Consider the following 24,740-nt stretch of genomic DNA (forward strand, 5'->3'; position numbering starts at 1 on the left):
GCCGTCCGGCCCCTCACAATTCACACGCCATACTCGATCGCGAAGTCGGCCTTGTAGAAATCGATCGCGGACTTGTCGTCGTGAAGCACCCCGTCGCGCACCGCGGGGATCGTCATGTCAAGCACCTTCATTGCATTCCCGACCGCAGCGACAGCCTCTACCCGGTGAAACGCGTCGCCGTACTCCTGCGCGAACTCCGCGAGTGCCTTTAGCTTGAGGACGGCGTCGTCGAGGTGGGTGCCGTGCGGGTCGACGATGGACGCCTTGACCTCGCCGCCGACCTTATGGAAGAACACGAAGTCGGGATACATCGTGCGCCAGTTGCCTTGTGCGTCGCGGTAGGCGATGCCCAGTGAGTCGAATGCGGACCGCGGCGGGTTGCGGTACCACCCGACCGCACCCGGCACGGCGAGCTCGGCGAGCACGACCTTCTTCTCCCACGCATTGAGCGACGACATCGGGAACATCCCGTCGGCGTCAGACATAAGGTGCAGGCCAATAAGTGGGGCGTCGGCTAGCTGGTCGTCGGCTTCGAGAACCATGAAGTCTTCCAAGCGTGACCGAGGTCGGCCGAGCTCCCCGCGCTGTGGATCCGTGGTCATCGCGCGGATGTCCTCATAGTCCTGCTGGCGCACGTCGGGCAATGCCTTGATCGCAACGCGGTGCCGCGCGAACCAGCGGTCAACCAGCTCGGTCGACTCCTGGTCGACCTTCTCGCGGATCTCCTTGATCATGGCGAGCGCGGCCGTGCGTACGTAGGCGTCGCGCAGTTCGTCGTCTTCGCCCTCTCCCGCGAGATAGTTCACGTAGGAATGGGCGATGTCGGCACCGAACGCTTTCTTCGCATCCTCGAACGCCGACCGGATCGCCCGATCGTCCGCGCGCATGGAGAAGTCGCGGTACGTGAGCTTGGTCGACGTCGAGGTACCAAGAATCTGCTGCAGCTGGACGCGCAACACCTCGTCGATCTGCTCGTCGAGCAGGCTGCCATAGCGCGTAGCATACGTGTCGAGTACCAGGTGCATCTCACGTTCGGCAACGGCGAGGGCTCGTGGGTGCACGCCGTCCATCGCGAGCGACTGTGCGAGAGCCACAAGACGCTTGACGGGACGGGCACCGCGCTTCGGGAGGGTCTGCGTGGGAAGGGTGTCCCATAGCTCCCACACAGCCTCAGGGATCGCGGGGTTGGAGCGCAGCTCACGACCATCAAGAAGGATTTTTTTGGTGCCACCGGTACCTGGCATCTCGTCGAGCTGTCCTGTGAGATACCGCACGACCTTACCGGCTGTGGTGCGGTCGAAGAACGGCAGGATGCATTCCACTGCATTAAGCGCCTCGTCACCGGGAACGCGGCGCGCGAGCGGGCTGCGCACCATCCGACCTAGAAGCTGCGTGATGTGCGTGTTGTCCTTCGCGGGACGGAATGACAACATGACCTCGGCACGCGGGCAGTCCCACCCTGTCGAGATCGCGTCTTTTGCTATAAGCACGCGCACGGCGGACGCCTCCTGCACGCGTTGCGGCTCGATCCACTCGACGGCCCAGCGGCCGAAGTGCTGTCTGGAATGCTCACCGAACACGTGGCTGACGTTGCCGCTGTGCAGCTCGGGCATCACCTCGGCGATAACGTCGAGTGCGCGACCAATCTCGTCAGGGTCCGGGGTGTTCGGTGTCTGCAGTACAAGCAACGGGACGACCTTCTCGGTGAAGCCCTGGTCCCTCGAGTATTCGGCCCATCGCCCGGACGAGGCCACCAGCTTCTGCGCCGCGAGCTTGACAAGCGTGGTGTCGAAGTTGCCCGCCTCGTTGGGGATGTCGAGGCTGACGATGTCCTTAACAAGACCCGACTCCTGCACGCGCGTAGGATCCACCATAACGGGCGGGAATGCGCGACGGTCTTTCGACGCGTCGGCCTCTGTCATCGCAGTACGGAAGTGCTCAATGGTCGCCGAAATGCCCCAAACGATTGGGATCGGTGGGTACCCGGCATGACCCTGCACGAGGCGTCGCACGAGCGTGGTTTTGTCGCGGCTGGTGTTCGTGTTGAACCCACGGTGCGCCTCGTCGAGCACGAGGTACAGCGTGCGGTCCTCGTCGGCGATCGTGTTAGCGATCGTCTCCCAAATCGTGTATCCCTGCAGGTCGGGGGTACGGACTTCGGTCAGGTCGAGCTGGCTCTCGTCGGCCACGTGGCCGCGGGTGAGCTTTGAGTTCTTCGACAGCTTCTGCGTGTTGAGGAAGTAAACGCGCCCCGGGTCGAGCTTAGGCTGCGCGAACGGCGGCTCGATCACGATGAGATCGGACGACGTGAACTTCTCGGACGCATCCATGAGACGCATTCGCGTTTGCTCGTTGAGGTTTGGGTCGTCTGAGAACCACAGTACGACCGCGCCCTCGTCGGGCTCGACGTCGAACTTTTCCGAGCCGAAGAACAGCGCCTCAATCACTGCAGCAGCCATGACCGTCTTCCCTGCACCGGTCGGAGCTGTGAGCGCGATCGAGGTCTCGTCGCCGTCCCTCACCCACGCCGCGCGGGCACGCTCGAGCGTGTTGAGAACGTCGTCGACTGCATCCTCCTGGTAGTCCTTCAGCGTGAACTTCATAGCGTGCTCCGGCGTGTCTCTATCTCAAAGTTGTGCAAGTAAGCCTCGTACAGACGCACCGGCTCAACGTTATCGGGCAGCTCGCGCACGACCGCCTCGAACAGGCGATCCTCGTCGGTCACAATGAAGGCCGTCCGGAATTTGGTCTTCCCAGCGGCGGCTTCGAGGAATGCGCCCGACTGGTTCAGGTCTGCGAGTACACCGTAGGTGTCGGCAACATCCCAGCCCGCCGTGATGTCCTCAATCCTTCGCCCCTCCGAACCGGCTCGCAGCCACAGCAATGGCGCAACCTGTGCGAACTCGCGATTCGATGAAACACGCAGTGGCGCCTGGTAAGTGAGGGTGAAGAACTCCACGTTCTCATTGAAGCCGTCCGCCATCGGGAATTCGTCAGTGAACCTGTAGTCGCCCTTGATCGGATCGCCATCCGGCGTCTTCCCGGTGATCGCCGCTGCGACGCGGGGCTTTGTGATGTAGTCACAGATTCCCCACTTCTCCCACTCGGGATCCCCGGGTCGAAGGCCCGCTGCCCGCAGACGCCTTTGTTCGTCGGCTGCGACCTCGTTGTTAGTGACGCTGATCGAGCGGCGTCGTCCCGCATCCTGCTTATTCAGGCGCATCACCGCGTGAGCGGTGGTACCTGAGCCGGAAAAGAAGTCGAGGATCACGGCATTGGGCTTCTTCGAGACGAAGAATCGAAGAGCATCCTCGACCGCATACAACGCTTTGGGGAACGGAAACTTCCGACCCGGGATCATAGAGAGGAGCATACGCGAACCGTGCGTAGCCGCATCATGACCCGTCACCACCCACTGTGTCGTGGGCACCACCCCGCTATCTGCTCCTTCGCCGCGAGCCACCATCACAGACCCATCGGGCCGGTGGCCAGTTACGTTGAAGTATCCAGAATTCACTTTCTGCTGTTCGCCCGCCTTGAGGTAGTAGACCGCATAGCCGCGGACATTCGGATTGCCAATCCGAACGAAGCCGCGCTGGTGGGCGGTGCGGACGCTAGCCGGTCCAATCTGCCAGTTCCCCTCAGAACCGTCGGCTCGAATCGGCCACACACTTGTTGTGCCCTCCGGCCCTGAAACGGTCTCGAGACTAGCATCGAGCGGCAGGGGCTCACCGACACCGACGAGTTGGCGATCGCTCGACCGAATGAACAAGGGGTAGAACAGGTTGGGCCTATCGGTCCGAGCGGTGTTTGTACCAGTACGGCGAAGCTTGTTCCACGCCAGGTCCTCGTTCGCTCCGCGCCTCTGTTCAATCTCCCACTCTGGGCCAAGTACCACGGGCTCGACAACACTCTCGCCGATTCGGACGGTATAGATGTACTCGTCGCTTCGGCGGAACTCGCCGCCGCGCGCCACCCCCGAGGGATTGATTCGCGCGGACACCATTTGAATCCGCGCGTCGGAGAACGTCTGTTCCAGCAGCAGCCCCAGCCGGAGATACTCCTTCTCATCGATAGTCACGATGAGAACTGAGTCGGCTGGGTTTAGTAGCTCTTTCGCAATCTTGAGCCGGCGTTCCATGAACGCGAGCCACTTCGAGTGCCGGTAGAGATCCTCTCCCTCGACATAATCGTTGTTGTATTTCCAGTCCTTCGCGCCGGTGTTGTAGGGAGGGTCGATGTAGATTGCGTCGACCTTCGCGCGGTGGGTGAAGAGCAGCGTCTGGAGCGCGTGGTAGTTCTCGGCGTTGATGACGGCGTGGTACGGCTTATCGCCGCCGCGCTCCACCTTTCCGGTCGAGACGAGCCCGGGGTAGATTGCGTCGCGGATTTCGGCGACCACAACTAGGTCATCGACGAGCGCCTCGGTCGTCTCCGTCTCGTCCTCTATGAGCTCGAGCGTTCCCGTGCGCGTGCCCGCGAAGTCCTTCGCGATTGCCACGACGCGCCACAACCGCTGGTCACCAATGCTTACCTTCGAGCCGCGCGGCGCAAGGATTCGCACCTTATCTGTGCGGCGAACGGGGCGGCCGGGAAGCTCGACTGCTTCTGGCGCGTGGCGCTCGAAGTTGAGACCGAACGCGCGGCGGTCGGTGAGGGCGTCGACCTCGCGTTTCAAGTCTTGGCCGAGCGCGCGATCGACGGTCTCGAGCCGCCTCAGCAGATCATTCAGGCGGGACACGGCACTCCTTCATCGGGATTGGGCACAAAGTTCGATTCATCCATCTTGGCGGTCACTCGTCATCCGACACGTCGATAACCCCTCGCGCGAACGTCGCGAGGATACGCGCGTGGGTTTGCCGAGGAAGTTGGCGCGTGCCAGGCTCGCCGAACGGCGTACCCGGTCGTGCGGGAGCATTCGCGAGAAGCTCGTCCAGCCCTGGCCGCGCCACCATGAGGAGGCCGTGGGTCGCCCTCGTGCACGCAACGGCAAGGCGGCCAAACGCCGAGTTGAACGCGTCGAGCTCGTTCGCCCCGTTCAGCGGGTGCACTGCGATCGTGATACCGCTCGTCTGGCCCTGCCAAGAGTCGACCGTTGACGCGACAATGTCCCTGTCGGTCAAGTCGTACTTCCGCTGCAGTCGATCGACCACCTCTGTGGCATCGTCGACCGACTGGTTGCGCGTCGCAAGGATCGTGACAAGTGGATCTGGCTGCTCCCCTCGCGGGCGCGTCGTCGCCCACGCGCCCGTCGGGCGGCCCGGCACGTCGTTGTCGTACACTGCCGAGACGAGCGACGCCTCGCTAGCAAAGAACTCGTCGACCAGCGCCTCGACGAAACCCATGAGCGGCAGGTCGATGTCGGCGGCTTCGGAATCGGGCAGCCCGGCGACCTCGAGCAGGGTAGGCACGCCTGTACCCACCTGACGCCAAATTTCAGCAACGCCGTCCTCCATCGAACCGACGTCAATCGTCCGGTCACCCGGTCCCGCGACGCAATCGAGGGACGACCACTCGGGATAGAACGCGCGCCAGAGGGCAAGGTGTCCCCAGGCCGGACGCCATACTGCCGGCAACTCGCGAGCCCACGTGCGCGCGTCGTCATAGTCGGTCGGCCACGCGCGGTACGGATTGTAGCCGGGGTCGCCTCTCCACGGGTTCTCGCCGATTTCGAGTGGCGGCAGCTGCCCGACGTCACCCACGCCCACCCACAACGGCGCGAGCTTCGTGACTTTGTCGAACAGGTGATGCGCAATCTGCCACGCCTCATCGACGAACAGCACGTCGAATGGTGCTGTTCCGTTCGCACCGGGACCGAAGTGGTCGCGCAGTCGCTTCAGTTCGCCCAGCGACCCGAAGCGTGCGACCGTGGCGACCACGGCCTTGACATCGCTCGGCAAATCCTTCGTTGACGTAACGACCGTCGCCGCGTTGAGCACATTGCCCGGTGTCTCAGCGAACGCTGCCTTGCTCGTAAGCAGTGCAACGGCGTCCCTACCGAGCGACTCGCCCAGCGAGACGGCAAGCGCACGCACCTGCTTGTTCGTAAACGCCGTGATCGCGATCCTGTGGCCATGCGAATGCTGGGTCGCTTCGACGACGAGCCGCTTCAGTGCGTATGACTTGCCTGCGCCCGCGGCTGCCTTCAGCAGCAAGCGCTCCATGGGCGATGCTCCTGAAAGCATGTCGGCGAGTTCGACGCTGGCCTCGTCGGAGACGCGGTCGTTGAGTACTGCCGCGTCCTCATGATGGACCTGGCTCGAAGCGACGACGAGCGGATCCCGAAAGTGGCTAGTCCCGTCCTGCATGACAGTCACTCCAGGTCATCCATCGTCTGATCGTCGGGCGCGTTTTCCGGAGGAAGCTCGAACGGGTTGCCCGCCACTGCTCCGGCCGCCGATACCTCGAACGCGTCGCCGTCGCGCACCGGCGGCCAGGTCTCGGGGTTCAACTCACCCCGCGCTCGCTTTTCGGCGAGCTGATCCGAGTACTCCGCCTCGCGGTCCTCATGCGGGCGGCAGCACCACCTGTGCGCCTGCGAGTCGTCGCCGTAGGACTCGGGCAAGCAGTCAGACTTAGGCGCCGACGTCTTGTCGGACTGTGGCTTCTTCACTGACAGCACCCCATTACCCTTGAGGTCGGAGAACCACGCGAAGTCAGCGATCACCAGCTCATCGCCCTCTTCGAGGAGCGGCACGGTCTGCGGTTCCCAGAGCAGTCGCTGCGGGATGTCCTTATCGATACATTCGAGCGCGCCTATCGCGAGCCCGTTGATCTTGAATGATCCCCCCGGGCTCGTGTCGGCCCAAACGCCGGGCGTCTCTGTACACGCTTGGTCGTTGCGGGTGAGCAGCGCCACCCGCGAACCGTCGACGATGCGCCGTGAGTCAACGTCGAACACCAGCGGATCCGCGGAAACGACCTTGGCGAACGCTAGGAACCGATTTCCGGCGTCGGACGCGAGGTCATTCGCGGCCTGCGGATTGGACAGCGCGAGAAGCTGCGAGGCGCACGTGCCGTCGCTCTCAATCATTGGCACAAGTGAGTTGCGCCACGGTCGGTACGTGCGGCCGAAGCGCACGAGATCCGACGCGTGCAGGGTGAGGCGCCGACGCCACACCTCCTGCGCATCCGACTCGATCGCGCGGTACGCCGCACGCAATGTCGATGACGGGAGGCCCTCTAGTGCGTCGAGCGCCCGATCGAGGATCTTCGCCTTGTACCGCAGCTCCTCAGTCACGAGGCTCACATATAGCTCAGGGTCGGCAACTGGAGCGTCGCTCGGCTTGCCTCGGCTACCGACGAGCGCCTCGTGGATCGCGTCGGATGTCGCGTTCGCCAGTCGAGCGCCCGGAGTGTGCGCCGAGTCCTCGATCTCGTCAGCAAAAGCGCGATGATCGATCGGGGCGCTTTCGTGTGCCTCGGCCCAACCGACGAGGTAGTCAAGACGACCAGCGCTTGCCAGGGGTCCGCCGACGACGATGTGGCGCGCCAGCACGGCACGCACGTCAATGACCGGAGAGCGCAGTTTAAACGCGCGGGAACGGTCGTCCTCGAGTAGAAGGGCGATGGCGGTGCGCTCGACCTCAGAGATTGGGCGAGGCACAGTTGCTGGCTCCCCGTCGTAAGTCAGCGCAGGGCGCCCCTGGTCTTTGTCCCGCTGCCAGCGCAGGCGGCTCAGCTCGACGCCCGCGAGATTGTCGGCAATCGATACGAGTACATCCGCCGTGACATTGTCGGGCACGACAAGGTGAACGGCATCGGGTGCTCCCCCGTGTGCCTCCTTGCGCTGGTCGCGCATCGCGCGGTTCAGCGCGCTGCCGACGCGCCGCATGACGAGCCGGCGCGTTTCGGGCGACTGTGGATCGTCGAAGGTTGTGTACTCCCACTCCTCGCGCCCGTCGGCCGTGACTCGCTGCACGCCGATGCCGTGAACGCCAAGCGACGCCGCATCCGATTTCGCGAGCACGACGCTGACCATGCCTGGCATGCCTGCTTGGTCGACACGGCGCTGCCCTGTCAACTGAGCAAGGCCCGTGAGGGTGGCCGCGATGCTCGCAACTGTCGATGCCGGCACGGGGCCGACCTCGGTGACGCCGTCGACGAGGCCGAGCGCATGGCGGCGCATGCCGCGGCCAATGCCGAGCTCGATCAACAGGTCGCCAGGATTGTTCGAGCGACGCAGTTCGTCACGGCAGTAAGAGAAGAGGGTGCAGGTCGTGCATGCTGCCGGGTCGAAGGTGGCCTCGAGGTGCTGCACGAGCGAGGTCACGCCCTGGTCGGGCGTGTGGCCCGACAATTCGGCCTCGCGCCGACGCTCCTCTATTCGGAGGTTGACCTCTTCGCGGTGATCGTGCAGGTTCTCGACTACCGGCTCGGGCTGGAGGAACGCGTTCCGGGGCACGGCGAGTACGCCGAACGTGTGCACAGCCATGCCTGCGGGCAGGCGCGACCAAGCCCGCGCCGACTCTGCACCAACCGCGACCTGGAGGAATCCCTTCAGCATGCGTGCGTCGTCGATGCGCGACCGCACCCGCTCGTAGTCTTTCGCGTCGCCCATGACTAGCCACGACACGTTTCGGTCATGGACCGCGGGAGCCACCACCGCGAAGTCAGGTTTCACATCGGTGGCGCGCGTGTCCTCGAAGCCGACAAACGGCACCGCCAGCTGAAATACGAGGGTCGCGGCACCCTTTCTGATCGCCCGATCGTGGGCGGCTTCGAGCACCCGTGCCGTGGTGTCGACGTTCATGTGCGCGTCTACAGTTACGACCTCAGCCGGCCGGCCGAGCTCGAGCGCACCGACAGTCCGCGTCGCGATCTTCCCCGCGAAGTCCTCGTTGCGCACGAGTCGCTCGAACGTCATCGCGCGCATCCACCGCGCTTGCGGAATTGATCCCGACGCGTCAGCAAATCCGACAGCCTTCGCGAGATTCCTGCGCGTCATTCCTGTGATCAGCGGATCCGTGCCACGAAAACGCGCACACGCCGCATGCGACGACGAGGCGACGGCGCTTGAGCCACCTCCAGCTATCTCGAGCGCCATCCACTTACCCCTTGCTCCCGCGGCCCGCCCCGCGCGTATCTCTGAACAACCCTACTGCCGCGAAGTTCGTAGCCTGCGCCGAGCGCAGCGCCGGAGGCCATACCAACAACGCCGGCGGCGCGGTCTCTATTCAAGGAGATGACGATTGTAGGGAATCCTTTTGCCCTGTGTTGCTTCAAATCGAACAATGGGGTGCCACCAGCATTGCTGTAGATAGTCACGCATCTCGACTCTCCATGACCTGTGGCCGTGGCCTTGACCCGGAGAGTGGACACGGGTTGAGCGGCGAGTTGGATCTCTGCGGCCTGTGATGAGTGTTGCATCTCCAATTCCACAGGTGTGACATACCCGGCCTCGGAGTGCCGGCGGCGGCCTCCGCCATCCTCGGGCGCATCCGCTTTCAGTCCGTGCGTCCTTCTTTGCCACCATCCCGGGTCATGAATTCCAGTCCAAGGGTGCGCACGTCGAGGATGGCTTGACTGACCCCGGATGCTGATCCGCCTTGGTCCAGGATCACGACACGTGTCTGGAATTCCAGGTCGCCGGGGCCGTAGGTGACCAGTTCATCGATGTGCCGGTGGTAGTGGCGGCGAGGTAGAGCCGGGGCCGTGCCTGCTGGAACCCGCGATGGAACATGGCTCGTCCTTCGGCGGAGTACTTGAGGCCGGCTGGTGGCCACCCGTGGTTTGTTGCCGCCAGCCACGCGTCTAGGGACGGGAGGTCCAAAGGCGCATCGTGTCCGATGAGCACGTCGGCATGGTCAGGGCCGAGCTTGGTGAGGTCAGCGTTGGTGATCGACTCTTCCACCCAGACGGAACGCCCCAAGACTCGGTGGCCGATGTCGACCGAGTTGGCGCCGCCGAGGGCAGCAAGGGTGGCGCCGCTTGCGAGCACGGTCCTGTAACCACGCGGGATGTGGACGATGTTCGGTCGGATCCAGCGCAGCCCGTCATCGGCCACCGGGAACTTGTAGAGGAGGTCGAAGTCCTCGTGATTGCCGTCAACGAACGCGAGGGTCTGGGCCGTCATCTTGAGGCGCCGGCTCAGCTTGTCAATATCGATACCCCAGTTGCGCCCCGGCCACAGAAAACCGAAATCACCCAGGACCACCAAGAGTTCGATCCCTCGGTCTGACATCGTTTTCGCCACGGCCAGCACGTGTTGCATGTCACCGTGGGTGTCGCCGAGGAAGCCGATGCGACTGGTGGCGGACAGTGCGCCCGACCCTGTCGCTGTCATCACAGCGCCCTCGCTGTCTTGTCCCACGCTCGGCGATCACCGAGCGTGAGACACCCGCTTCGGGACTCTGGTTCGTGAACGGCCATGTGACCAAATTATGGTGCGGTGTTCCTTGTGGGGTGCACGCCGGGCATCCGTTGTCGACGAGTCGGTCTTTCGAGTGTCCCGCTCTCAGCGGGAGTGGCGGAGTCCGGATCCGGTGTTCTGCAGGGCCATGAGCACAGTGAGCTGTGCGGCCCGGCTCTCGGGCTGTGTCCCCATCTGCAACTGTCGGAGCTGCCGGCCCAGCCATCGGGCCAGCGCGAACTCCACCTTGTCTGCACCGTTGAGGTACGGCAGTTTCCCGGTCAGGTCGACGTGTTGGACGCAAGCGTCGAAGTTTTCCTGCCATGCCTGGTCGTGGGGATCCCACTTGAATGCCGGTGAGACGTCTAGCCGAAGGAGCTGGTATCGGCAGAGTTTGTCTTCGAAGCGGCGCTGGTATCGGGCCCACTCGCCCCGGCGCCGTTCTTCCGCGGGGGGGGTGGCAAGGTTTCGGGTGCGCTCGCGCGGGGTTCGCCCGTTTTCACGCCAGTAGTCTTCGTAGCCATACAGCGCTGAGACCCAGTTGGCTGGGCGTTTGGCTGTGGTCGGTCGGGAAGCGTCGCGGTGTGCACTGTTCTTGTCGGCTTCCGCGTAGCAGGCCGAGCGTGGGTCCGGATCTGGATCTTTCAGCCAGAGCGCCTCGGCTTTGGCGTACAGGTTCTCTTGGGAATTCGTGCCGTTCATCGGTAGCCCGTCGTGGCCACCGGGGTGGCGGCCTCGACGAGGTCATGCGCGGGGCAGCCCCAAGGTGCGCGGTCGGTCGCAGACTCATGGAACTTCGTCCATGAATCGGCGGATTGATCCGCGAATTCTTCCTACGGTTGTGGTGCGAGGCGTTCCAATATCGACGGATCCGACAATCTCAGAATTTCTTTTGAAATTCTTTTTCTGCAATTGATCAGGCATTACCTTCAGGCAGGGGGTTGGACGATGACGAATATGGCCGAATTCTGCTCAGGGCCCGAAATCCGCCGCACACATATGTTTTATGACAAACAACCGATTCACCGACAACCTCAACTCCGACAACAACCGTCTCTCCAAGCTGCGGGCAACCATGACAGCTGACTCCAGCACACCGGACACCACCGATTGCGGCGGCATGAGCGCATCCGAAATCCACTCCGGCGGTCGCACAGACCATGTCTTCACTACGCAGCAGGTCGCTCTGGCCCACTCCCGGGTTCTCCAGACCGGCATTCTCGACAAGCTGGATGCGTGGCGAAACGAAGATGCTCACGTCACCGGCGCCCGCGCACGACTCCCCCTCATCTCTGACCACGCCATCCTGGTTGGGTTTCTCCTGCTCGCCAGCGAACACGGTCCGCTCCAGATCAGCTCCCTCGCACAGGTCTTTCAACACCGGCTGCCCGCCGAGTCCCGCACGCTTCTGCGCCTCTCCGAGCCGGCACCTGGTTTCGTAGGTCACGCTCGAGAGGTGAAGCGCTGGATGGACCGCACCCACCGTGCCTTCCACCGCATGCTCAGCCTGATGGATCCCTTCCCGCAGGAACGGAACACTTCGTCCACCTACACGGAGGTCCAGGCCGTTCTGGATGCGCACGACTCCGACCGCGAGAAGAAGATGAAAGCCCGTCTGGACGAATTCACGGAGGGGTTCCTGCACATGACATTCATGCAGCAGCCGCGGCACCTCCGCCAGGCCACCAGCCGCATCGACCTCGCCATCGAGCAGACATTCATCGCGTCGCCCACCACCGGCGGGTTCTCAAAAAAGACCCTGGCCCAGAAGGTTGCGGACGAAATTGGCACCGATCCTCTGCTCCGTCAGCCAGCACCTGTCGACGTGTTCGCCGGATGGTGGTTGGGCAGGGCTCACAACGGCAGGAGCGACTTCCGCTGGGGCTGGGCTGCCAACATCGCCGTGCGCGTCGACTCGGAATCCCCCGGGGAATTCCGATTCCCCAAGCTGGCGATCAGTGCAACCCTGAGCATGCCCAACATCGGGGTGGCCGAAGAAGCCGTTTCGCTGATGCGTTCTGCCCTCAGCACCGGCCTCGCACCCGGCATCACGGATGCCGACAAGGCCTACTTCGCCAACTCTCCTGTCGAACGCCTCCACGAACCCACGTTCAACCTCGGGTTCACACCGTCGACCGCTTACCGCGTCGAGCGACTCGGAGTGCAAGGCGGCCATTTCGGATCAACCTTCATCGAAGGCAAGGCCTACTGCCCCAGCATGCCCACGAGACTCCAAGACGCGTCCAGGGATCACGTCAACGGCACCATCGACGCAGAGACATTTCAACGTCGCATTCAGGAACGCGTTCGCTTCGAGCTTCGTCCCAAGGGCAAGGCCGATGACCAGGGCCGGGTCCGCATGATGTGCCCCGCCGTCGGGGCCAGCCCGGCCGTCACTTGCCCACTGCGCGACATTCCAGGAGGCAACGTCCGCTCGAACCGCCCTCGCGTCGACGAGGACGACCTTCCGAACTTTCCCGACAAGATCTGCACCCAGAAGTCCGTGACCTTTGACAAATACGACGGTCTGCGTGAGCGTCAGGCCTTCACGTATGGGAGCCCGGAGTGGCAGGAATTTCATACTCACTCACGGAACTCCGTTGAAAGCCTGAACGCCGGTGTCAAAAACCCTGTTTTCGAGAGTCTCGACGACGCCTCCCGCCGGACTGTGCGCGGGTTCGCTGCTGCCCAAGTCTTCGTGACGATCTTGCTCACCAACTACAACCTGCGCACAATCGCCGCGTACTTACGCGTTGAAATCCAGGATCAGGCCTCGAACACAGTGGTGTTAGAAACAACCACGAACGCGCGTCGCGGAAACCGTCAGCGGGCAGCCCGGTGCACCCGTGAGGAAGGTGCTGCGCCTACGACGTAGCCGAATCCAAGAAGTCGCTCCTGAGGATGCTCAGGAGCGACTTCTTGTATGGGGTCGCCGAAAGCCCGTGGTTTGCACGGGCAGCCTCAACACCGTCACCACCGGGCCTCGAACTGATTCTTGGCCGCACGCAACACTGCATCCGGTTGCTCAAGATGATCGACGGGACGGTCCTCCGCGTCAAATGCCGTCGTCGGAGAGCACAGCCATAGCAGCAAATTCTCTTCGGACCAACCATTTGCCGCCGCCAGTTCGATGAGCCGCGCCATCATCGGGATGATCGTTCCGTGGGTCCGATCGAGTTGGAAACCCGGATACACGACGGCGTTCCGACGGACGACGCCGGCGATCTGATGCGCAGCGCGTCGTCTGGCCGCCAGCGTCCGGTTTGACGGGCTGGCTCCCAAACGTTCGGCGACTTGCCCGCTGGTCAGCAACCCAAACTCTGCGGCGATACTGCGCCACATGTTCTCTGTCGCCTGCAGGCTGCGCGCGAGCTGCGGCGAAACCACATCCGGGCTCGCCGCCATGGCACGCCTGAGCCGCCACACACCGGGCTCGGAAACCCCCGAGGTGTCCGGTTCCCCGGGACGCTCTGCTCCGGCCATGGTCCACCTCCACGTGGCTATTTGCCTCGCAGCCTATTGCTGAAGCCGCTGAAGACTCCCGTGTGTCCTACCTTTCACCACGGGGCTGGTCGGGTTTGTCGCTGAGTCGGCTGATTGAAATCGGCAGCTTTCGTAGCGTTGACCTTCAAGCAGGCCCGAGAGGTCCGACAAATGGACACCCGGTCCGAGAGAAACGGGGTGCGGCATGGTTGACATGGCTGAAGGCGCTGCAGGCGACTGCGGGGCGAGTGGACCGGATTTCCTGTGGGGTATCGAAGGCGGATGCTGGCTCATCACGACTGAGGACTCGACCTATCGGATCGACCTGGACGCCATGACCATCGACAGGTTTCGGTTTCCCGATCCCTCGTCCGTCCCCACGGATAATGGGCCCACTCGCCCGCTGAGGGAGATCGTGGAGTGCAGGGTTGGAAAGCTCGGCTACTGGCTCCTAAACCCCGAAGGCCCCGACATTGAGACCGTTGAGTACTACTGGCAACGTTCCAGCACCGTCGTGCGCATTGAACCTGTGCCCGCTCAACCGGCAGATCGCCCCAAGTGATGGCCAGCGAACGGACGGAGGAGTTGACCGGTGCCGAGGGCGGCCGCTGGATTGTGACGACGCTGAGTTCCACGTATCGATTCGATCTGGACGCGATGACGGTCACCCGAGTCCCCGGCGAAGGTGCCAGTCGAACCGTGAACGATCGGACGCGGCCGCTCCGTGAGATCGTGCGCTGCGGGGTCGGCGCACGGGGCTACTGGTTGATGAATCCCGAGGATGACGAGTCGGCCTTCGTCGAGAACTACTGGCAGCTGTCCACCACGATCCAGAGCATCGCACCCGCACCCGCACCCGCGGAGTGATCGGCGAAATGGGCTAGTCGGGCCCGGAAGGAGCACAGCGTGGATACTTTGACGGATGACGCAACCGGCTGTTACGTCGTAACGACGGCCTCCGCCACTCGCTACTGGCTCGACCTCGACCGACGGCTACTTCGACGTGTGACCAGTCCCGGGGTTCAATCGCCCCATCGCCTGCGCCAGGACGGCGACGACATCGATTTACTCGAGGTTGTCCAGTGTCACATCGGTCGGCCCATGGTGTTGCTGATCAACTTGAATGTGCCGGGCGTGTGGTTGACGACCCGCGAATCCACCCCCGTTGTCCGCATTGATTCCGTGCCGAAGACGTTGATCCGGCGATGACCGACTACCAGAAGCCGCCCTACGACTACCGGCCCATCAACGCGCTGCCCTACTGGGACGTCATTGGCGAGTTCATCACCTCCGCCGTGACCGACACCGCAGCAGCAACGGGTCGCGAGGAGCGCTCGCTCTACCCCGCTGCCGTCGGGTTCGTCTTGTGGTGTTGGCAGAGCCGCGGCACGCCACTTGAACGGAAACGCATTTTCCGCCGGGCCACCGTCGAAGAATTCATCCATCTGGCAATGACGAGATACACCAAAGGCAGCAGAGCCACTCACCGGGCAACGCTCTGGCTGATGATCGAAAACCTGAACCCCGCCGATCTCAACCGCAGTCACCGGCCGATCTCCCGGTCGGCACCCACGAAACCCTATTCGGCCCCAGAGGTCGCGGCGCTCAACAGCTGGGCTACATCGCAGGGAACCGAACATCGGCGCCGAGACGCGATTGCCCTCCTCGCCCTCGGCCTCGGGGCCGGCCTGGCCTCGCGGGAGCTCCTCGGTGTTCGCGTCCAGGACCTCGACATCAGGACCGGTGGCATTCAGGTGATCGTGTGGGAGAGCCGGCCCCGGGTCGTCCCCCTTCGTCCCGACTGGGAACGCCCTCTCCGCCGGATCCTCGAGGACCTCCAACCCAACGATTGGCTTTTCCGCCCCGTCGACTCAGCGCGACCTCCGGCCAGGTCACGGACTTCCTACTTCGAGCCCGCACCGACCTGGATGTGCGCCCCAGTCGCATGCGCGCCACATGGCTGCTCGACCACCTTCGCGGCGGCACGCCACCCCAGGAACTACTGCGGATCTCAGGGCTGAAAAACCTGGCAGCCCTCGACAAACTAGCCATATTTACCCCCAGAACGGGGGTAATCCCACCTTTTCGCGAATCACTCACTAAAAAGCTCTGATCAGGGCTTTGGTTGCGCTGCGGTGATCGAGAATGGTGCGATTCAGAGAAATCCGCTGCTGGCCCCGAAAATCCGCCGCACACACACTCTGGGTGACTACAAAAAACCGACTCAACGACAAATTCCTCACCGACTCCCAGGCCTACGCCCACCTCCGCGCCCTGGACCCAGAGCTTCCCGACCACGTGTGGCACGTCATCATCCGCTACCGGCCGCAGCTCTCGCATGTGCAATGGGACGCGGTGCGTGAGTTCACGATCGTGAACGCCATCCGGATGCAACCCCGCACCTTCGAGACCGTGCGGCGGCTGATGACGATGTCGGCCCGGTTCAACGCCTGGGTGTGGACCTCAACGGGCACTACGCTCACCGTCGAGCGCGTGTACACGCAGAACCTCATCTACCGGTATCTGCAGGAACGTCTTCCCAAGCATTCCAAAGCCCACCGGTGGGGTCTCGTGCGCCAGCTCGGAACCATTGCCGAAACCCTGGCCGACACCGACGTCACACGTCTCCCTTCACTGCATCGCAATCCCAGCCGCCGCCCGTTCACCGGCGCTGAGGTCGCGTCCATGCACAGCTGGGCGGCGAGCCTCACCACATCATTGAAACGACAAAACGCGCAGGCGCTCCTCGGACTCGCCGGCGGTGCTGGACTGCGCACGGACGAGATCATCGACATGCGTATTGGCGACGTCGATGTTATCGACGGCCGAGTCTTCGTGAACATCCCCGGCAGGCACGCGCGCCAGGTTCCGGTTCGGAACCCGTGGAGCCGCACGCTGTTGCGCAGCCTGGCCGGGCGCACGGAGGCTGACGAATACATTTTCCGCGCCTACCGTTTCGAGGAGTACCGGCCCCGCGCTATTCAAACCTTCCTGACCGATCATCCCTGCAAGGTTCGGGCCACGGTGTCGCGGCTTCGTTCAACCTGGGTTGTCGCCCAGATCGACAACGGGCTCCCTCTGCCGATACTCATGGCCATTGCCGGTTTCAGCACGAGCACCAGCCTCCACGACCACCTCGAGCACGCTCGCCCCCTCGACGTCGCTGACTACGTCGGCCTCATCATCGGCGAAGAGGTCGCCCGATGAGCACCGGCAACATCGACTACGGATTCAACGGATACGACCCTGATCTTGGCGGGATGACGCAGGCCGAGGTCATGGGCCGCGGTCGGATCCACCAGCTCATTGACGACGACACCGTGAAACTCGCGGAGAGCCGGGTTCGGAAGACCGGTATCCTCAAGCGACTGCAGGACTGGAGCGACGAAGACGCGACCCCCTTCAGCATCGGCGGTCGTCCGTCCCTCATCTCGGAACGGGCGCTTCTCACCGGGATAATGCTGCTGGCCAAAGATAACTCCGCCGTTTTTCTGACTTCGCTGCGGGACCTGTTCATGTACCGGCTCAGCGACGCGTCAGGTGAACTCCTCGGACTCGAGCGCCCCATGACCGGATTCGTCGGTCACGTCGCGGAAAAGAATCGCTGGTACGCCAACACGTGCAGGGCCTTCCACCGCATTAACGACCTGATGGACCCGTTCCCGCAGGAACGTCGCAAGTCGAAGACCTACACCGAAATCCAGGAGATCATCGCAGCACACGATGCTGAACTAGCCGAAAAACGGAAAGCCCGACTCGACGAATTCACTAGATTGTTCCTCAAAATGACCTTCGATGAACAGCCACGAAGCATTCGACGTGCCTCAAAGAAGGTCGACATCTCATTGGACCAGACCTACATCGAAACCCCAACTACAAAGGGATACTCGCGCAATACTCTGTCCAAACGCGTGGCAGACGAGGCGAAAGTCGTCGACAAACGATCACTGAAACCCGGTCCTGTCGATGCTTTCGCAGGCTGGCATGTCCGCACCGGACCACGAACGGACACCCCCAAAGGCCAAACGGACCCCACCGCCCCCACGAAAGGCAAAGCCGAAACAAACTACAAATGGGGCTGGGAAGCCAACATCGCCGTCCGAGTAGATGCAGAAACCCCCGGTAAGCACCGCTTCCCCGGACTCGCAGTGGCGGCAACTCTCAGCCTGCCGAACATCAACGTCGCTGAAGAAGCGGTCTCCCTGATGCGTGGCACCACAGCATCCACCGGGCTAGAACCCGGAGTCTGCGACGCCGATAAGGACTACTTTGCGAACGCGCTTCAAGCTCGCCTCCATGACCCCGCGTTCGCCGAAGGCTACACACCTTCAACGGACTACCGCATCGACCGCCTTGGGATCCAAGGAGGAGACCACGGCGCTGACTACATTGAAGGCGGAACATACTGTCCTGGAACCCCCAAGCCCCTTCAGGAGGCGACGATAGACCTCAAAAACGGAATCATCGACACAGAAACCTATCAAGCCCGGATCAAGAGCCGCAAAGCATTCCAGCTTCACCAGAAAGAGAAACCCGATGCGAAAGGACGAGTCGTGTTGCGGTGTCCTGCGCTCGGCCCGAGCCCGACGGTGACCTGCCCGCTCCGAGAACTCCTGAAAACCGTCACTGACAAGGAGCGCCCCGGTGTCGACCCGGACGACGTACCTGACTTCGCAGACAAGATCTGCCAGCAACACTCCGTCTCCTTCGACACCGCGAAGAACCGCCGAAACAATCAGGCATTTGAATATGGAACCGAGAAGTGGTCTGAGTTCCACACCCACGCCCGCAACTCCATTGAATCCCTCAACGCACAAGTCAAAGCCGGCGGAACCGAAGACATCGAAACCGCGGGACGACGCCGGGTGCGCGGACTCGGAGCTGCCCAGATCATCGTGACGATGCTGCTCACAAACTTCAACCTCCGCAAGATCGCAGCGTTCATCAGCGACAAGATCAAAGCCGAAGCGAAGAGCGAGTCCCGTGGCGAACCCGCGGTCGCCCTGGTGCGACGCCGAGATCGCGAATGGCATAACCCCTACACGGACACCTACCCGCCCGGAGTTCTCCGCCCAGACAAAGCGAAACCACCAGGCTCAGTCGACGGGACCGGCGGGCCACCCCTGAGGAGATAGCCACCCAGGCGGCCACCGATACTGCCCGAGAGGGCAACCACCCAGCATCCGAGACAATCCGCCGCGCGTGAAAACGCCCGAAGACAGACTGAACAACCGAAATCCCGCTCACAATTCAAGAATCGCGACCAGAATCGGACGCGAGAACGCCTTACACCAGAAATCGCTCCTGAGAAGCCTCAGGAGCGATTTCTTTTTGTTTCGACCGGACCGTTTCGTGAAGAGTTTCGCGAACGGCCCTTTGGTCGGGCTGACAGGATTTGAACCTGCGACCCCTTGACCCCCAGTCAAGTGCGCTACCAAGCTGCGCCACAGCCCGCCGCTCTTGCGACGATTCCAACGAACAGAATCAGCGGGAGACAACTTGAATATCCTACCGCGTCTGGGAACCACTCGCGCACCGTCTGGGGCCGCGGTGGGAAAGTCGCGGTGCTGACCGAGCACGGGCGACCGACGCAGTGGCACAGCGACGGCGCGGGCGGAGCGTGAGTGAATGCCGGCAGACAGCGAGACCAGGGTCGAAGCCGCCGCATCCGTGTTGCGGGAAGACGTGAGCCAGGTGTTCGCCGCCCGCGGCGACTAGGCACGATGCTGGTGCCAGTACTTCAAGCTACCGAACCGGGAGTTCCAGAAGGCCACAGCGCAAGCATGCGCCGGGATGCTGCGGGAGCAGGTGCAGGCCAGCGCGCCCGGGCCGGGCGTCATCGCGTTTCTCGACGGAGAACCGGTCGGTTGGTGCGCGGTCGAGCCGAAGCCGGCGTATTCGCGGCTGCAACGGGCGAAGGTGGTCACCGAGGGCAGACGGCAGAAGCCTGACGACGCATCCGTGTGGCCGGTCACGTGCATCGTGGTGCGGGTCGGAATCGGCGGCGCGGAGTTGCGGCGGCGCGGCTGTGCGCGGCTGTCGCCCAGGCCCGCGGCGCGGGTGCGGAAAGGCCGGGTCGTGATGGAGCTGGTGGTTCAGACGACCGAAAAGGCCCCGACCGGGAGATGAGACATCTCCCGGTCGGGGCCTTGTGACGCGCGGAGCGGCTAGCGCTTGCGCTTCTCGCGCACGCGCATGCTGATGTTGATCGGGCTTCCCTCGAAGCCGTAGACCTCGCGCAGACGACGCTGGATGTAGCGACGGTAGCCCGGGTCGAGGAACCCGGTGGTGAAGATGACGAAGGTCGGCGGGCGGCTGGAGGCCTGGGTGCCGAACAGGATGCGGGGCTGCTTGCCGCTGCGCACGGGGTGCGGGTGCGACGCGGCCAGCTCGGCGAGGAACGCGTTGAACTTGCCGGTGGCGATGCGGGTGTCCCAGGCTTCGAGAGCGGTCTCGAGGGCCGGAACGAGCTTCTCCATGTGGCGGCCGGTCTTGGCCGAGATGTTCACCCGCGGCGCCCAGGAAACGTGCGCCAGGTCCTGCTCGATCTCACGTTCCAGGTAGCGGCGACGGTCGTCGTCGATCTGGTCCCACTTGTTGAAGGCCAGCACGAGGGCGCGACCGGATTCGAGCACCAGGTCGATCACGCGCACGTCCTGCTCGCTGATCACCTCGGTCACGTCGATCAGGACCACGGCCACCTCGGCCTTTTCCAGGGCGGCGCTGGTGCGCAGTGAGGCGTAGAAGTCGGCGCCCTGCGAAAGGTGCACGCGACGACGGATGCCGGCCGTGTCGACAAAGCGCCACACCCTGCCGCCGAGCTCGACCTGCTCGTCGACGGGGTCGCGCGTGGTTCCGGCTAGCTCGTTGACAACAACGCGCTCCTCGCCGACGACCTTGTTCAGAAGACTCGACTTGCCCACGTTCGGTCGGCCGAGGATCGCGACGCGGCGTGGTCCGCCGACTTCCTGTTTGGCGACGGCGGAGATTTCGGGGAGTTCCTCGAGGATCGCGTCGAGCAGGTCGGCGACGCCGCGGCCGTGCAGGGCCGAGACGGGCCAGGGCTGGCCGAGGCCGAGCGCCCAGAGGCTCGCGGCCTCAGGCTCCTGGCGGATGTCGTCGACCTTGTTGGCGACAAGGAAGACGGGCTTGCCGGCCTTGCGCAGCAGGCGCACGACGGCCTCGTCGGTGGAGGTCGGTCCCACGTTGGCGTCGACGACGAACATGACGACGTCGCAGAGTTCGATGGCCAGTTCGGCTTGGGCGGCGACGGATGCGTCGATGCCCTTGGCGTCGGGCTCCCAGCCGCCTGTGTCGACGAGACTGAAGCGGCGTTCGTGCCATTCACCCTTGTAGGTGACGCGGTCGCGGGTCACCCCGGGGGTGTCCTCCACGACGGCCTCGCGGCGGCCGAGGATGCGGTTCACGAGCGCGGACTTGCCCACGTTCGGGCGGCCGACGATGGCGATGACCGGCAGGGCCGGCAGGTACTGGATGGCGTCGGGGTCTTCCGTCACCGTGTCAAGAACGTCGAAGTCCTCGTCCGCGAGGTCGTACTCGTTCAATCCGGTGCGGAGGGCGGCGGCGCGCTGCGTCACCAGGTCGTCGTCGAGATCGTCCAGGCGCGTCACCAGTTCGGTGTCGGGGTCGGGGATCGTGTCGTCGAAGTCGTTGTTGTTGGTCATGCGATGGCCTCGCGGTAGGTATTGATGACGTCGAGGACCGCGTCAATGGTCTGTTCGAAGTCGAGATGGGTGGAGTCGACGGTGGTCACACCGTCTGCGGCGCTCATGAATTCGACAACCTGTGAGTCAGCGCGATCCCTCGATCGCAGCTGCTCCGCCACGGTTTCAGCCGATTGGGTCGATATTTCCGCAGAGCGCCTAGCCATTCTAGCCTCCTCGGAAGCCGTGAGCAGTATGCGGATCTCGGCCTTGGGGGCCACCACGGTGGTGATGTCCCGGCCTTCGATCACGATTCCGGTGCGCTGGGACTGAGCGGCGATGGTGCGGAACAGTTCGGTGAGGTGCGTGCGCACCTCCGGGATGCTGGCGATAGCGGAGACGACGGCAGAGACGGCCGGTTCACGAATGGAGTCGGTGACATCCGTTTCGCCGACCCGCACGAAGTACTCATCCGGCGCGATGCCGATGGAATAGTCGAAGTCGGCCAGGGCGGCGACGACCGCGTCGGTGTCGGCCGGGTCGATGCCCCGGTCGGCCACGAACCAGGCAAAGGCCCGGTAGGCGGCGCCGGTGTCGAGGTAGTCGAAACCGATGCGGCGGGCGGCGGCACGGCTCACGCTGGACTTGCCGCTGCCGGCCGGCCCGTCGATGGCGACGATGTGGGGGCTTGAGTGACGACCCATGATTAACCAGCAATCCGCCAGCCGCGGGCGGCCAGCTCTTCGGTGAGGCGACCAACGGCCTCAGGGAGTACAGAAATTTCGGCCAGGCCCAGTTGGGCGCCCGGCGAGTGCTCGAGGCGGAGGTCTTCGAGGTTGACCCCGACCTCGCCGACCTCGTTGAGGAGGCGGGCCAGCTGCCCGGGGGTGTCGTCGACCATCACGCTCAGCGACACGAAACGGCGGTCCTGGCCGTGCTTGCCGGGCAGGCGGGCCACCCCGGCGTTGCCGCCGGCGAGCTCCTCGGCCACCTTGCGGCGCGCGCCCGGTGCGGCGGGGGCTTCCAAGGCGTCGATGAAGCGGTCGAGGTCGTCGCGGTAGGCAAGCAGGATGTCCCGCACGGGTTCGGCGTTCGCGCCGAGGATCTGCACCCACAGCTCGGGGTCGCTGGCCGCGACGCGGGTCACGTCGCGCAGACCCTGGCCGGCGAGGTTCAGGGCCGAGCCGGCGGCATCCGTCAACCGGCGCGCCATGATCGTGGAGACGACCTGCGGCACATGGGAGATGAGCGCCACCGCACTATCGTGCTCCTCGGGGCTCATCTCGACCAGGATCGCGCCGAGGTCGAGGATCAGGTCGTCGATCGCGGTGGCCTGCTGGTAGCTGATCGCGTCGTGCGCGGCCACCACCCAGGGGCGGCCGACGAAGAGGTCGGCGCGGCCGGCGAGGGGTCCCCCGCGTTCGCGGCCGGCCATCGGGTGACCGCCGATGTAGCGGGACACGTCGGCCCCCAGCGCGCGCAACTCCTGCAGCGGGGCGAGCTTGACGCTCGCCACATCCGTCACGATCGCCTGCGGGTGGGCGGCCAGCTCGCGCGCGACGATCTCGGCCGTCACGTCGGGCGGCACGCACACCACGATTAGCTGCGGCAGGTCGCCGGCAGTGGCGGCGCGGCCGGCGCCGTAGTCGACGGCGATGCTGAGGTTGGTCGGCGACGCGTCGGCGAGGATGACGTCGATGCCGCGCGCGCGGAGGCCCAGGCCGATGCTGGTGCCGAGCAGGCCGGCGCCCACGACGCGCACGGGCCCGATCAGGCGAGATTCAACCACTGGGACTCCTGACCTGGGCCTAGATCTTGGTTTCGGCCCGCGACACGGTGAGCAGCTGCCCGAGTTCGACCTTGGTCAGGTCGCGCACGGCGCCCACGCGCAGCGTGCCGAGGTGCAGCGGGCCGAACTGGCGGCGCACGAGGTCGACGACGGGGTGGCCGACGGACTCCATCATGCGGCGCACGATGCGGTTGCGGCCGGAGTGCAGGGTGAGCTCGACCAGGCTGAAGCCGTCGCCGGGAGGGCTGGTCAGGATGCGCGCCTTGTCGGCGGAGATGGGCCCGTCGTCGAGTTCGATGCCGCTCTGCAGCAGCTGGATGGTCTGCGCCGACACGCGGCCCTCGACCTTGGCGATGTAGGTCTTCAAGACCCCGAACGACGGATGCGCGAGCACGTGCGCGAGATCGCCGTCGTTGGTCAGGATCAGCAGGCCGCTCGTCATCGCGTCGAGGCGGCCCACGTTGAACAGGCGCTCCTCGAACTGGTCGGTGAACTCGCGCAGGTCGGGGCGTCCACTCTCGTCCTGCATCGACGAGACGACGCCGACGGGCTTGTTCAGCATCACGTAGCGGCGGCTGGTGTCCAGCTGCACGGCGACGTTGTCGACCATGATCAGGTCGGAGTCGGGGTGGATCCGGCGGCCCAGTTCGGTGACGACCTTGCCGTTCACGCGCACGCGGCCGGCGGCGATCATCTCCTCGGAGACCCGTCGGGACGCGACGCCCGCGGAGGCCATGACCTTCTGCAGGCGCACGCCGTCGGCGGCGGCCTCGAGATTGGTGGGTGTCCCCTGAATCCCCTGGTTGTCGGTTGTCATGGCAATTCCTCAAATCCGTTCGCGCCGTCATTGAGCAACGGCGATAGGTATGGCAACTCGTCGAGCGAGTTGATTCCGAGCTGGGCTAGCAGAAGGTCTGTGGTGCCGTAATTGATCGCACCGGTCTCACTGTCGGTGAACGCTTCGGTGATCAGACCGCGGCCGAGCAGTGTGCGCACGACCGAATCCACATTAACGGCACGAATCGAGGCTACAGCCCCGCGGCTGATCGGTTGCTTGTAGGCGATCACGGCGAGAGTCTCCAGGGCCGCCTGCGAAAGCCGGCTCGGGTTCTGGGTGACCACGAAGTCGGCCACGGTCACATCGTGCTCGGGCCGCACGTAGATGCGCCAGCCGCCGGCCACCTCGCGCAGCTCGAAGCCGCGGCGCACGGTGCCGGCGAGGCCGTCGAAGTCGGCCACGAGCCGGGCGACGGATGCGCGCACCTCGCCCAGCGTGGCGTCGACGGCCGCCGCGAGCTGCAGCAGCCCCTGCGGTTCGTCGGCGACCATCAGGATGGCCTCGAGGGTGCGCTCGAGCGGGGGGCGCGGGGCATCCGTGCCCTCTGTGTTTTCTGTGTTCTCTGCTGCGGGGGCGGTGTCACTGCTCATAGTCGTGTCACTGCTCATAGTCGTG

The 24,740-nt window shown here is 64.1% G+C and carries 20 protein-coding genes and 1 tRNA gene; 8 read left to right on the forward strand and 13 right to left on the reverse strand.

Annotated elements, in window-relative coordinates:
• Positions 1-20 precede the first annotated feature (20 nt).
• The 6 genes from CXY82_RS05360 to CXY82_RS05385 all read right to left on the reverse strand — a co-directional run bounded on the left by CXY82_RS05360 (position 21) and on the right by CXY82_RS05385 (position 11,053).
• Positions 21-2,603 carry a DEAD/DEAH box helicase gene (locus CXY82_RS05360; protein ID WP_104170006.1) on the reverse strand — a complete coding sequence of 861 codons (2,583 nt, stop codon included), beginning with the start codon at positions 2,601-2,603 and terminating at the stop codon, positions 21-23.
• The gene (locus CXY82_RS05365; RefSeq protein WP_104170007.1) at positions 2,600-4,741 is read right to left on the reverse strand and encodes a site-specific DNA-methyltransferase; all 2,142 of its coding nucleotides are present in this window, start codon (positions 4,739-4,741) and stop codon (positions 2,600-2,602) included. Before CXY82_RS05365 ends, CXY82_RS05360 begins: the two co-directional genes overlap by 4 nt.
• 52 nt (positions 4,742-4,793) lie before the next feature.
• Positions 4,794-6,308: an AAA family ATPase gene (locus CXY82_RS05370; RefSeq protein WP_104170034.1), complete on the reverse strand. Its 1,515-nt coding sequence runs from the start codon at positions 6,306-6,308 to the stop codon at positions 4,794-4,796.
• Positions 6,309-6,313: 5 nt separating this feature from the next.
• Positions 6,314-9,046: a hypothetical protein gene (locus CXY82_RS05375; RefSeq protein ID WP_104170008.1), complete on the reverse strand. Its 2,733-nt coding sequence runs from the start codon at positions 9,044-9,046 to the stop codon at positions 6,314-6,316.
• A gap of 513 nt (positions 9,047-9,559) precedes the next feature.
• Positions 9,560-10,285, reverse strand: coding sequence for a metallophosphoesterase (locus CXY82_RS05380; RefSeq protein WP_104170009.1), 726 nt, complete (start codon positions 10,283-10,285; stop codon positions 9,560-9,562).
• A 171-nt stretch (positions 10,286-10,456) separates the two neighbouring features.
• Positions 10,457-11,053 (reverse strand): hypothetical protein, encoded by a 597-nt coding sequence (locus CXY82_RS05385; RefSeq protein ID WP_104170010.1) that lies wholly within the window; start codon positions 11,051-11,053, stop codon positions 10,457-10,459.
• 304 nt (positions 11,054-11,357) lie between these two features.
• Between CXY82_RS05385 and CXY82_RS05390 the strand changes: the two genes are divergently transcribed.
• Positions 11,358-13,226, forward strand: coding sequence for a hypothetical protein (locus CXY82_RS05390; RefSeq protein WP_104170011.1), 1,869 nt, complete (start codon positions 11,358-11,360; stop codon positions 13,224-13,226).
• A 95-nt stretch (positions 13,227-13,321) separates the two neighbouring features.
• On the opposite strand, the gene CXY82_RS17250 is transcribed toward CXY82_RS05390, so the two are convergent.
• A complete protein-coding gene (locus CXY82_RS17250; RefSeq protein ID WP_158252031.1) occupies positions 13,322-13,834 on the reverse strand; it encodes a hypothetical protein in 513 nt (170 codons plus the stop codon).
• Between the two features lie 205 nt (positions 13,835-14,039).
• Here CXY82_RS17250 and CXY82_RS05405 point away from each other — a divergent pair, with 205 nt between their 5' ends.
• From CXY82_RS05405 to CXY82_RS05430, 6 genes are all read left to right on the forward strand, one after another.
• Complete coding sequence (locus CXY82_RS05405) at positions 14,040-14,396, forward strand: hypothetical protein (RefSeq protein WP_104170013.1); 357 nt, start codon at positions 14,040-14,042, stop codon at positions 14,394-14,396.
• Entirely contained in the window at positions 14,396-14,701 is a 306-nt protein-coding gene (locus CXY82_RS05410) for a hypothetical protein (RefSeq protein ID WP_104170014.1), read from the forward strand. Before CXY82_RS05405 ends, CXY82_RS05410 begins: the two co-directional genes overlap by 1 nt.
• A 39-nt stretch (positions 14,702-14,740) precedes the next feature.
• Entirely contained in the window at positions 14,741-15,043 is a 303-nt protein-coding gene (locus CXY82_RS05415) for a hypothetical protein (RefSeq protein WP_104170015.1), read from the forward strand.
• Positions 15,040-15,855 carry a site-specific integrase gene (locus CXY82_RS05420; RefSeq protein WP_104170016.1) on the forward strand — a complete coding sequence of 272 codons (816 nt, stop codon included), beginning with the start codon at positions 15,040-15,042 and terminating at the stop codon, positions 15,853-15,855. The genes CXY82_RS05415 and CXY82_RS05420 overlap by 4 nt, the downstream gene beginning before the upstream one ends.
• A gap of 184 nt (positions 15,856-16,039) precedes the next feature.
• Positions 16,040-17,041, forward strand: a complete 1,002-nt coding sequence (locus CXY82_RS05425) for a tyrosine-type recombinase/integrase (RefSeq protein WP_158252130.1) — start codon at positions 16,040-16,042, stop codon at positions 17,039-17,041.
• Positions 17,038-18,969 carry a hypothetical protein gene (locus tag CXY82_RS05430; RefSeq protein ID WP_104170018.1) on the forward strand — a complete coding sequence of 644 codons (1,932 nt, stop codon included), beginning with the start codon at positions 17,038-17,040 and terminating at the stop codon, positions 18,967-18,969. The genes CXY82_RS05425 and CXY82_RS05430 overlap by 4 nt, the downstream gene beginning before the upstream one ends.
• Before the next feature lie 242 nt (positions 18,970-19,211).
• On the opposite strand, the gene CXY82_RS05435 is transcribed toward CXY82_RS05430, so the two are convergent.
• Positions 19,212-19,288: transfer RNA gene (locus CXY82_RS05435), tRNA-Pro, on the reverse strand.
• Between the two features lie 339 nt (positions 19,289-19,627).
• Here CXY82_RS05435 and CXY82_RS05440 point away from each other — a divergent pair.
• Positions 19,628-19,963: a hypothetical protein gene (locus tag CXY82_RS05440; protein ID WP_104170019.1), complete on the forward strand. Its 336-nt coding sequence runs from the start codon at positions 19,628-19,630 to the stop codon at positions 19,961-19,963.
• A 38-nt stretch (positions 19,964-20,001) separates the two neighbouring features.
• On the opposite strand, the gene der is transcribed toward CXY82_RS05440, so the two are convergent.
• From der to CXY82_RS05465, 5 genes are read right to left on the reverse strand one after another with little or no spacing between them, the layout of a single operon-like run.
• On the reverse strand, positions 20,002-21,519 hold the full coding sequence (gene der, locus CXY82_RS05445; protein WP_104100397.1) for a ribosome biogenesis GTPase Der: 1,518 nt from the start codon (positions 21,517-21,519) through the stop codon (positions 20,002-20,004).
• The gene (cmk, locus tag CXY82_RS05450; protein ID WP_104170020.1) at positions 21,516-22,202 is read right to left on the reverse strand and encodes a (d)CMP kinase; all 687 of its coding nucleotides are present in this window, start codon (positions 22,200-22,202) and stop codon (positions 21,516-21,518) included. Before cmk ends, der begins: the two co-directional genes overlap by 4 nt.
• Positions 22,203-22,204: 2 nt before the next feature.
• Positions 22,205-23,287, reverse strand: coding sequence for a prephenate dehydrogenase (locus CXY82_RS05455; RefSeq protein ID WP_104170021.1), 1,083 nt, complete (start codon positions 23,285-23,287; stop codon positions 22,205-22,207).
• A gap of 19 nt (positions 23,288-23,306) precedes the next feature.
• Positions 23,307-24,104, reverse strand: coding sequence for a pseudouridine synthase (locus CXY82_RS05460; protein WP_104100394.1), 798 nt, complete (start codon positions 24,102-24,104; stop codon positions 23,307-23,309).
• Positions 24,101-24,715, reverse strand: coding sequence for an SMC-Scp complex subunit ScpB (locus CXY82_RS05465; protein WP_104170022.1), 615 nt, complete (start codon positions 24,713-24,715; stop codon positions 24,101-24,103). Before CXY82_RS05465 ends, CXY82_RS05460 begins: the two co-directional genes overlap by 4 nt.
• Between the last annotated feature and the right edge of the window lie 25 nt (positions 24,716-24,740).

The sequence above is a fragment of the Cryobacterium sp. M23 genome, from assembly GCF_002929655.1.
In the GTDB taxonomy this organism is placed as follows: Bacteria; Actinomycetota; Actinomycetes; order Actinomycetales; family Microbacteriaceae; genus Cryobacterium; species Cryobacterium sandaracinum.

Excerpts from the sequence above, each read along its gene's own strand:
- CXY82_RS05410 (WP_104170014.1), top strand. The coding sequence starts at position 14,396 with ATGGCCAGCGAACGGACGGAGGAGTTGACCGGTGCCGAGGGCGGCCGC.
- cmk (WP_104170020.1), bottom strand. The coding sequence starts at position 22,202 with ATGGGTCGTCACTCAAGCCCCCACATCGTCGCCATCGACGGGCCGGCC.
- CXY82_RS05375 (WP_104170008.1), bottom strand. The coding sequence starts at position 9,046 with ATGGCGCTCGAGATAGCTGGAGGTGGCTCAAGCGCCGTCGCCTCGTCG.
- CXY82_RS05430 (WP_104170018.1), top strand. The coding sequence starts at position 17,038 with ATGAGCACCGGCAACATCGACTACGGATTCAACGGATACGACCCTGAT.
- CXY82_RS05440 (WP_104170019.1), top strand. The coding sequence starts at position 19,628 with ATGCTGCGGGAGCAGGTGCAGGCCAGCGCGCCCGGGCCGGGCGTCATC.
- CXY82_RS05370 (WP_104170034.1), bottom strand. The coding sequence starts at position 6,308 with ATGCAGGACGGGACTAGCCACTTTCGGGATCCGCTCGTCGTCGCTTCG.
- CXY82_RS05385 (WP_104170010.1), bottom strand. The coding sequence starts at position 11,053 with ATGAACGGCACGAATTCCCAAGAGAACCTGTACGCCAAAGCCGAGGCG.
- CXY82_RS17250 (WP_158252031.1), bottom strand. The coding sequence starts at position 13,834 with ATGGCCGGAGCAGAGCGTCCCGGGGAACCGGACACCTCGGGGGTTTCC.
- der (WP_104100397.1), bottom strand. The coding sequence starts at position 21,519 with ATGACCAACAACAACGACTTCGACGACACGATCCCCGACCCCGACACC.
- CXY82_RS05360 (WP_104170006.1), bottom strand. The coding sequence starts at position 2,603 with ATGAAGTTCACGCTGAAGGACTACCAGGAGGATGCAGTCGACGACGTT.
- CXY82_RS05465 (WP_104170022.1), bottom strand. The coding sequence starts at position 24,715 with ATGAGCAGTGACACCGCCCCCGCAGCAGAGAACACAGAAAACACAGAG.
- CXY82_RS05380 (WP_104170009.1), bottom strand. The coding sequence starts at position 10,285 with ATGACAGCGACAGGGTCGGGCGCACTGTCCGCCACCAGTCGCATCGGC.
- CXY82_RS05405 (WP_104170013.1), top strand. The coding sequence starts at position 14,040 with ATGGTTGACATGGCTGAAGGCGCTGCAGGCGACTGCGGGGCGAGTGGA.
- CXY82_RS05420 (WP_104170016.1), top strand. The coding sequence starts at position 15,040 with ATGACCGACTACCAGAAGCCGCCCTACGACTACCGGCCCATCAACGCG.
- CXY82_RS05460 (WP_104100394.1), bottom strand. The coding sequence starts at position 24,104 with ATGACAACCGACAACCAGGGGATTCAGGGGACACCCACCAATCTCGAG.
- CXY82_RS05390 (WP_104170011.1), top strand. The coding sequence starts at position 11,358 with ATGACAAACAACCGATTCACCGACAACCTCAACTCCGACAACAACCGT.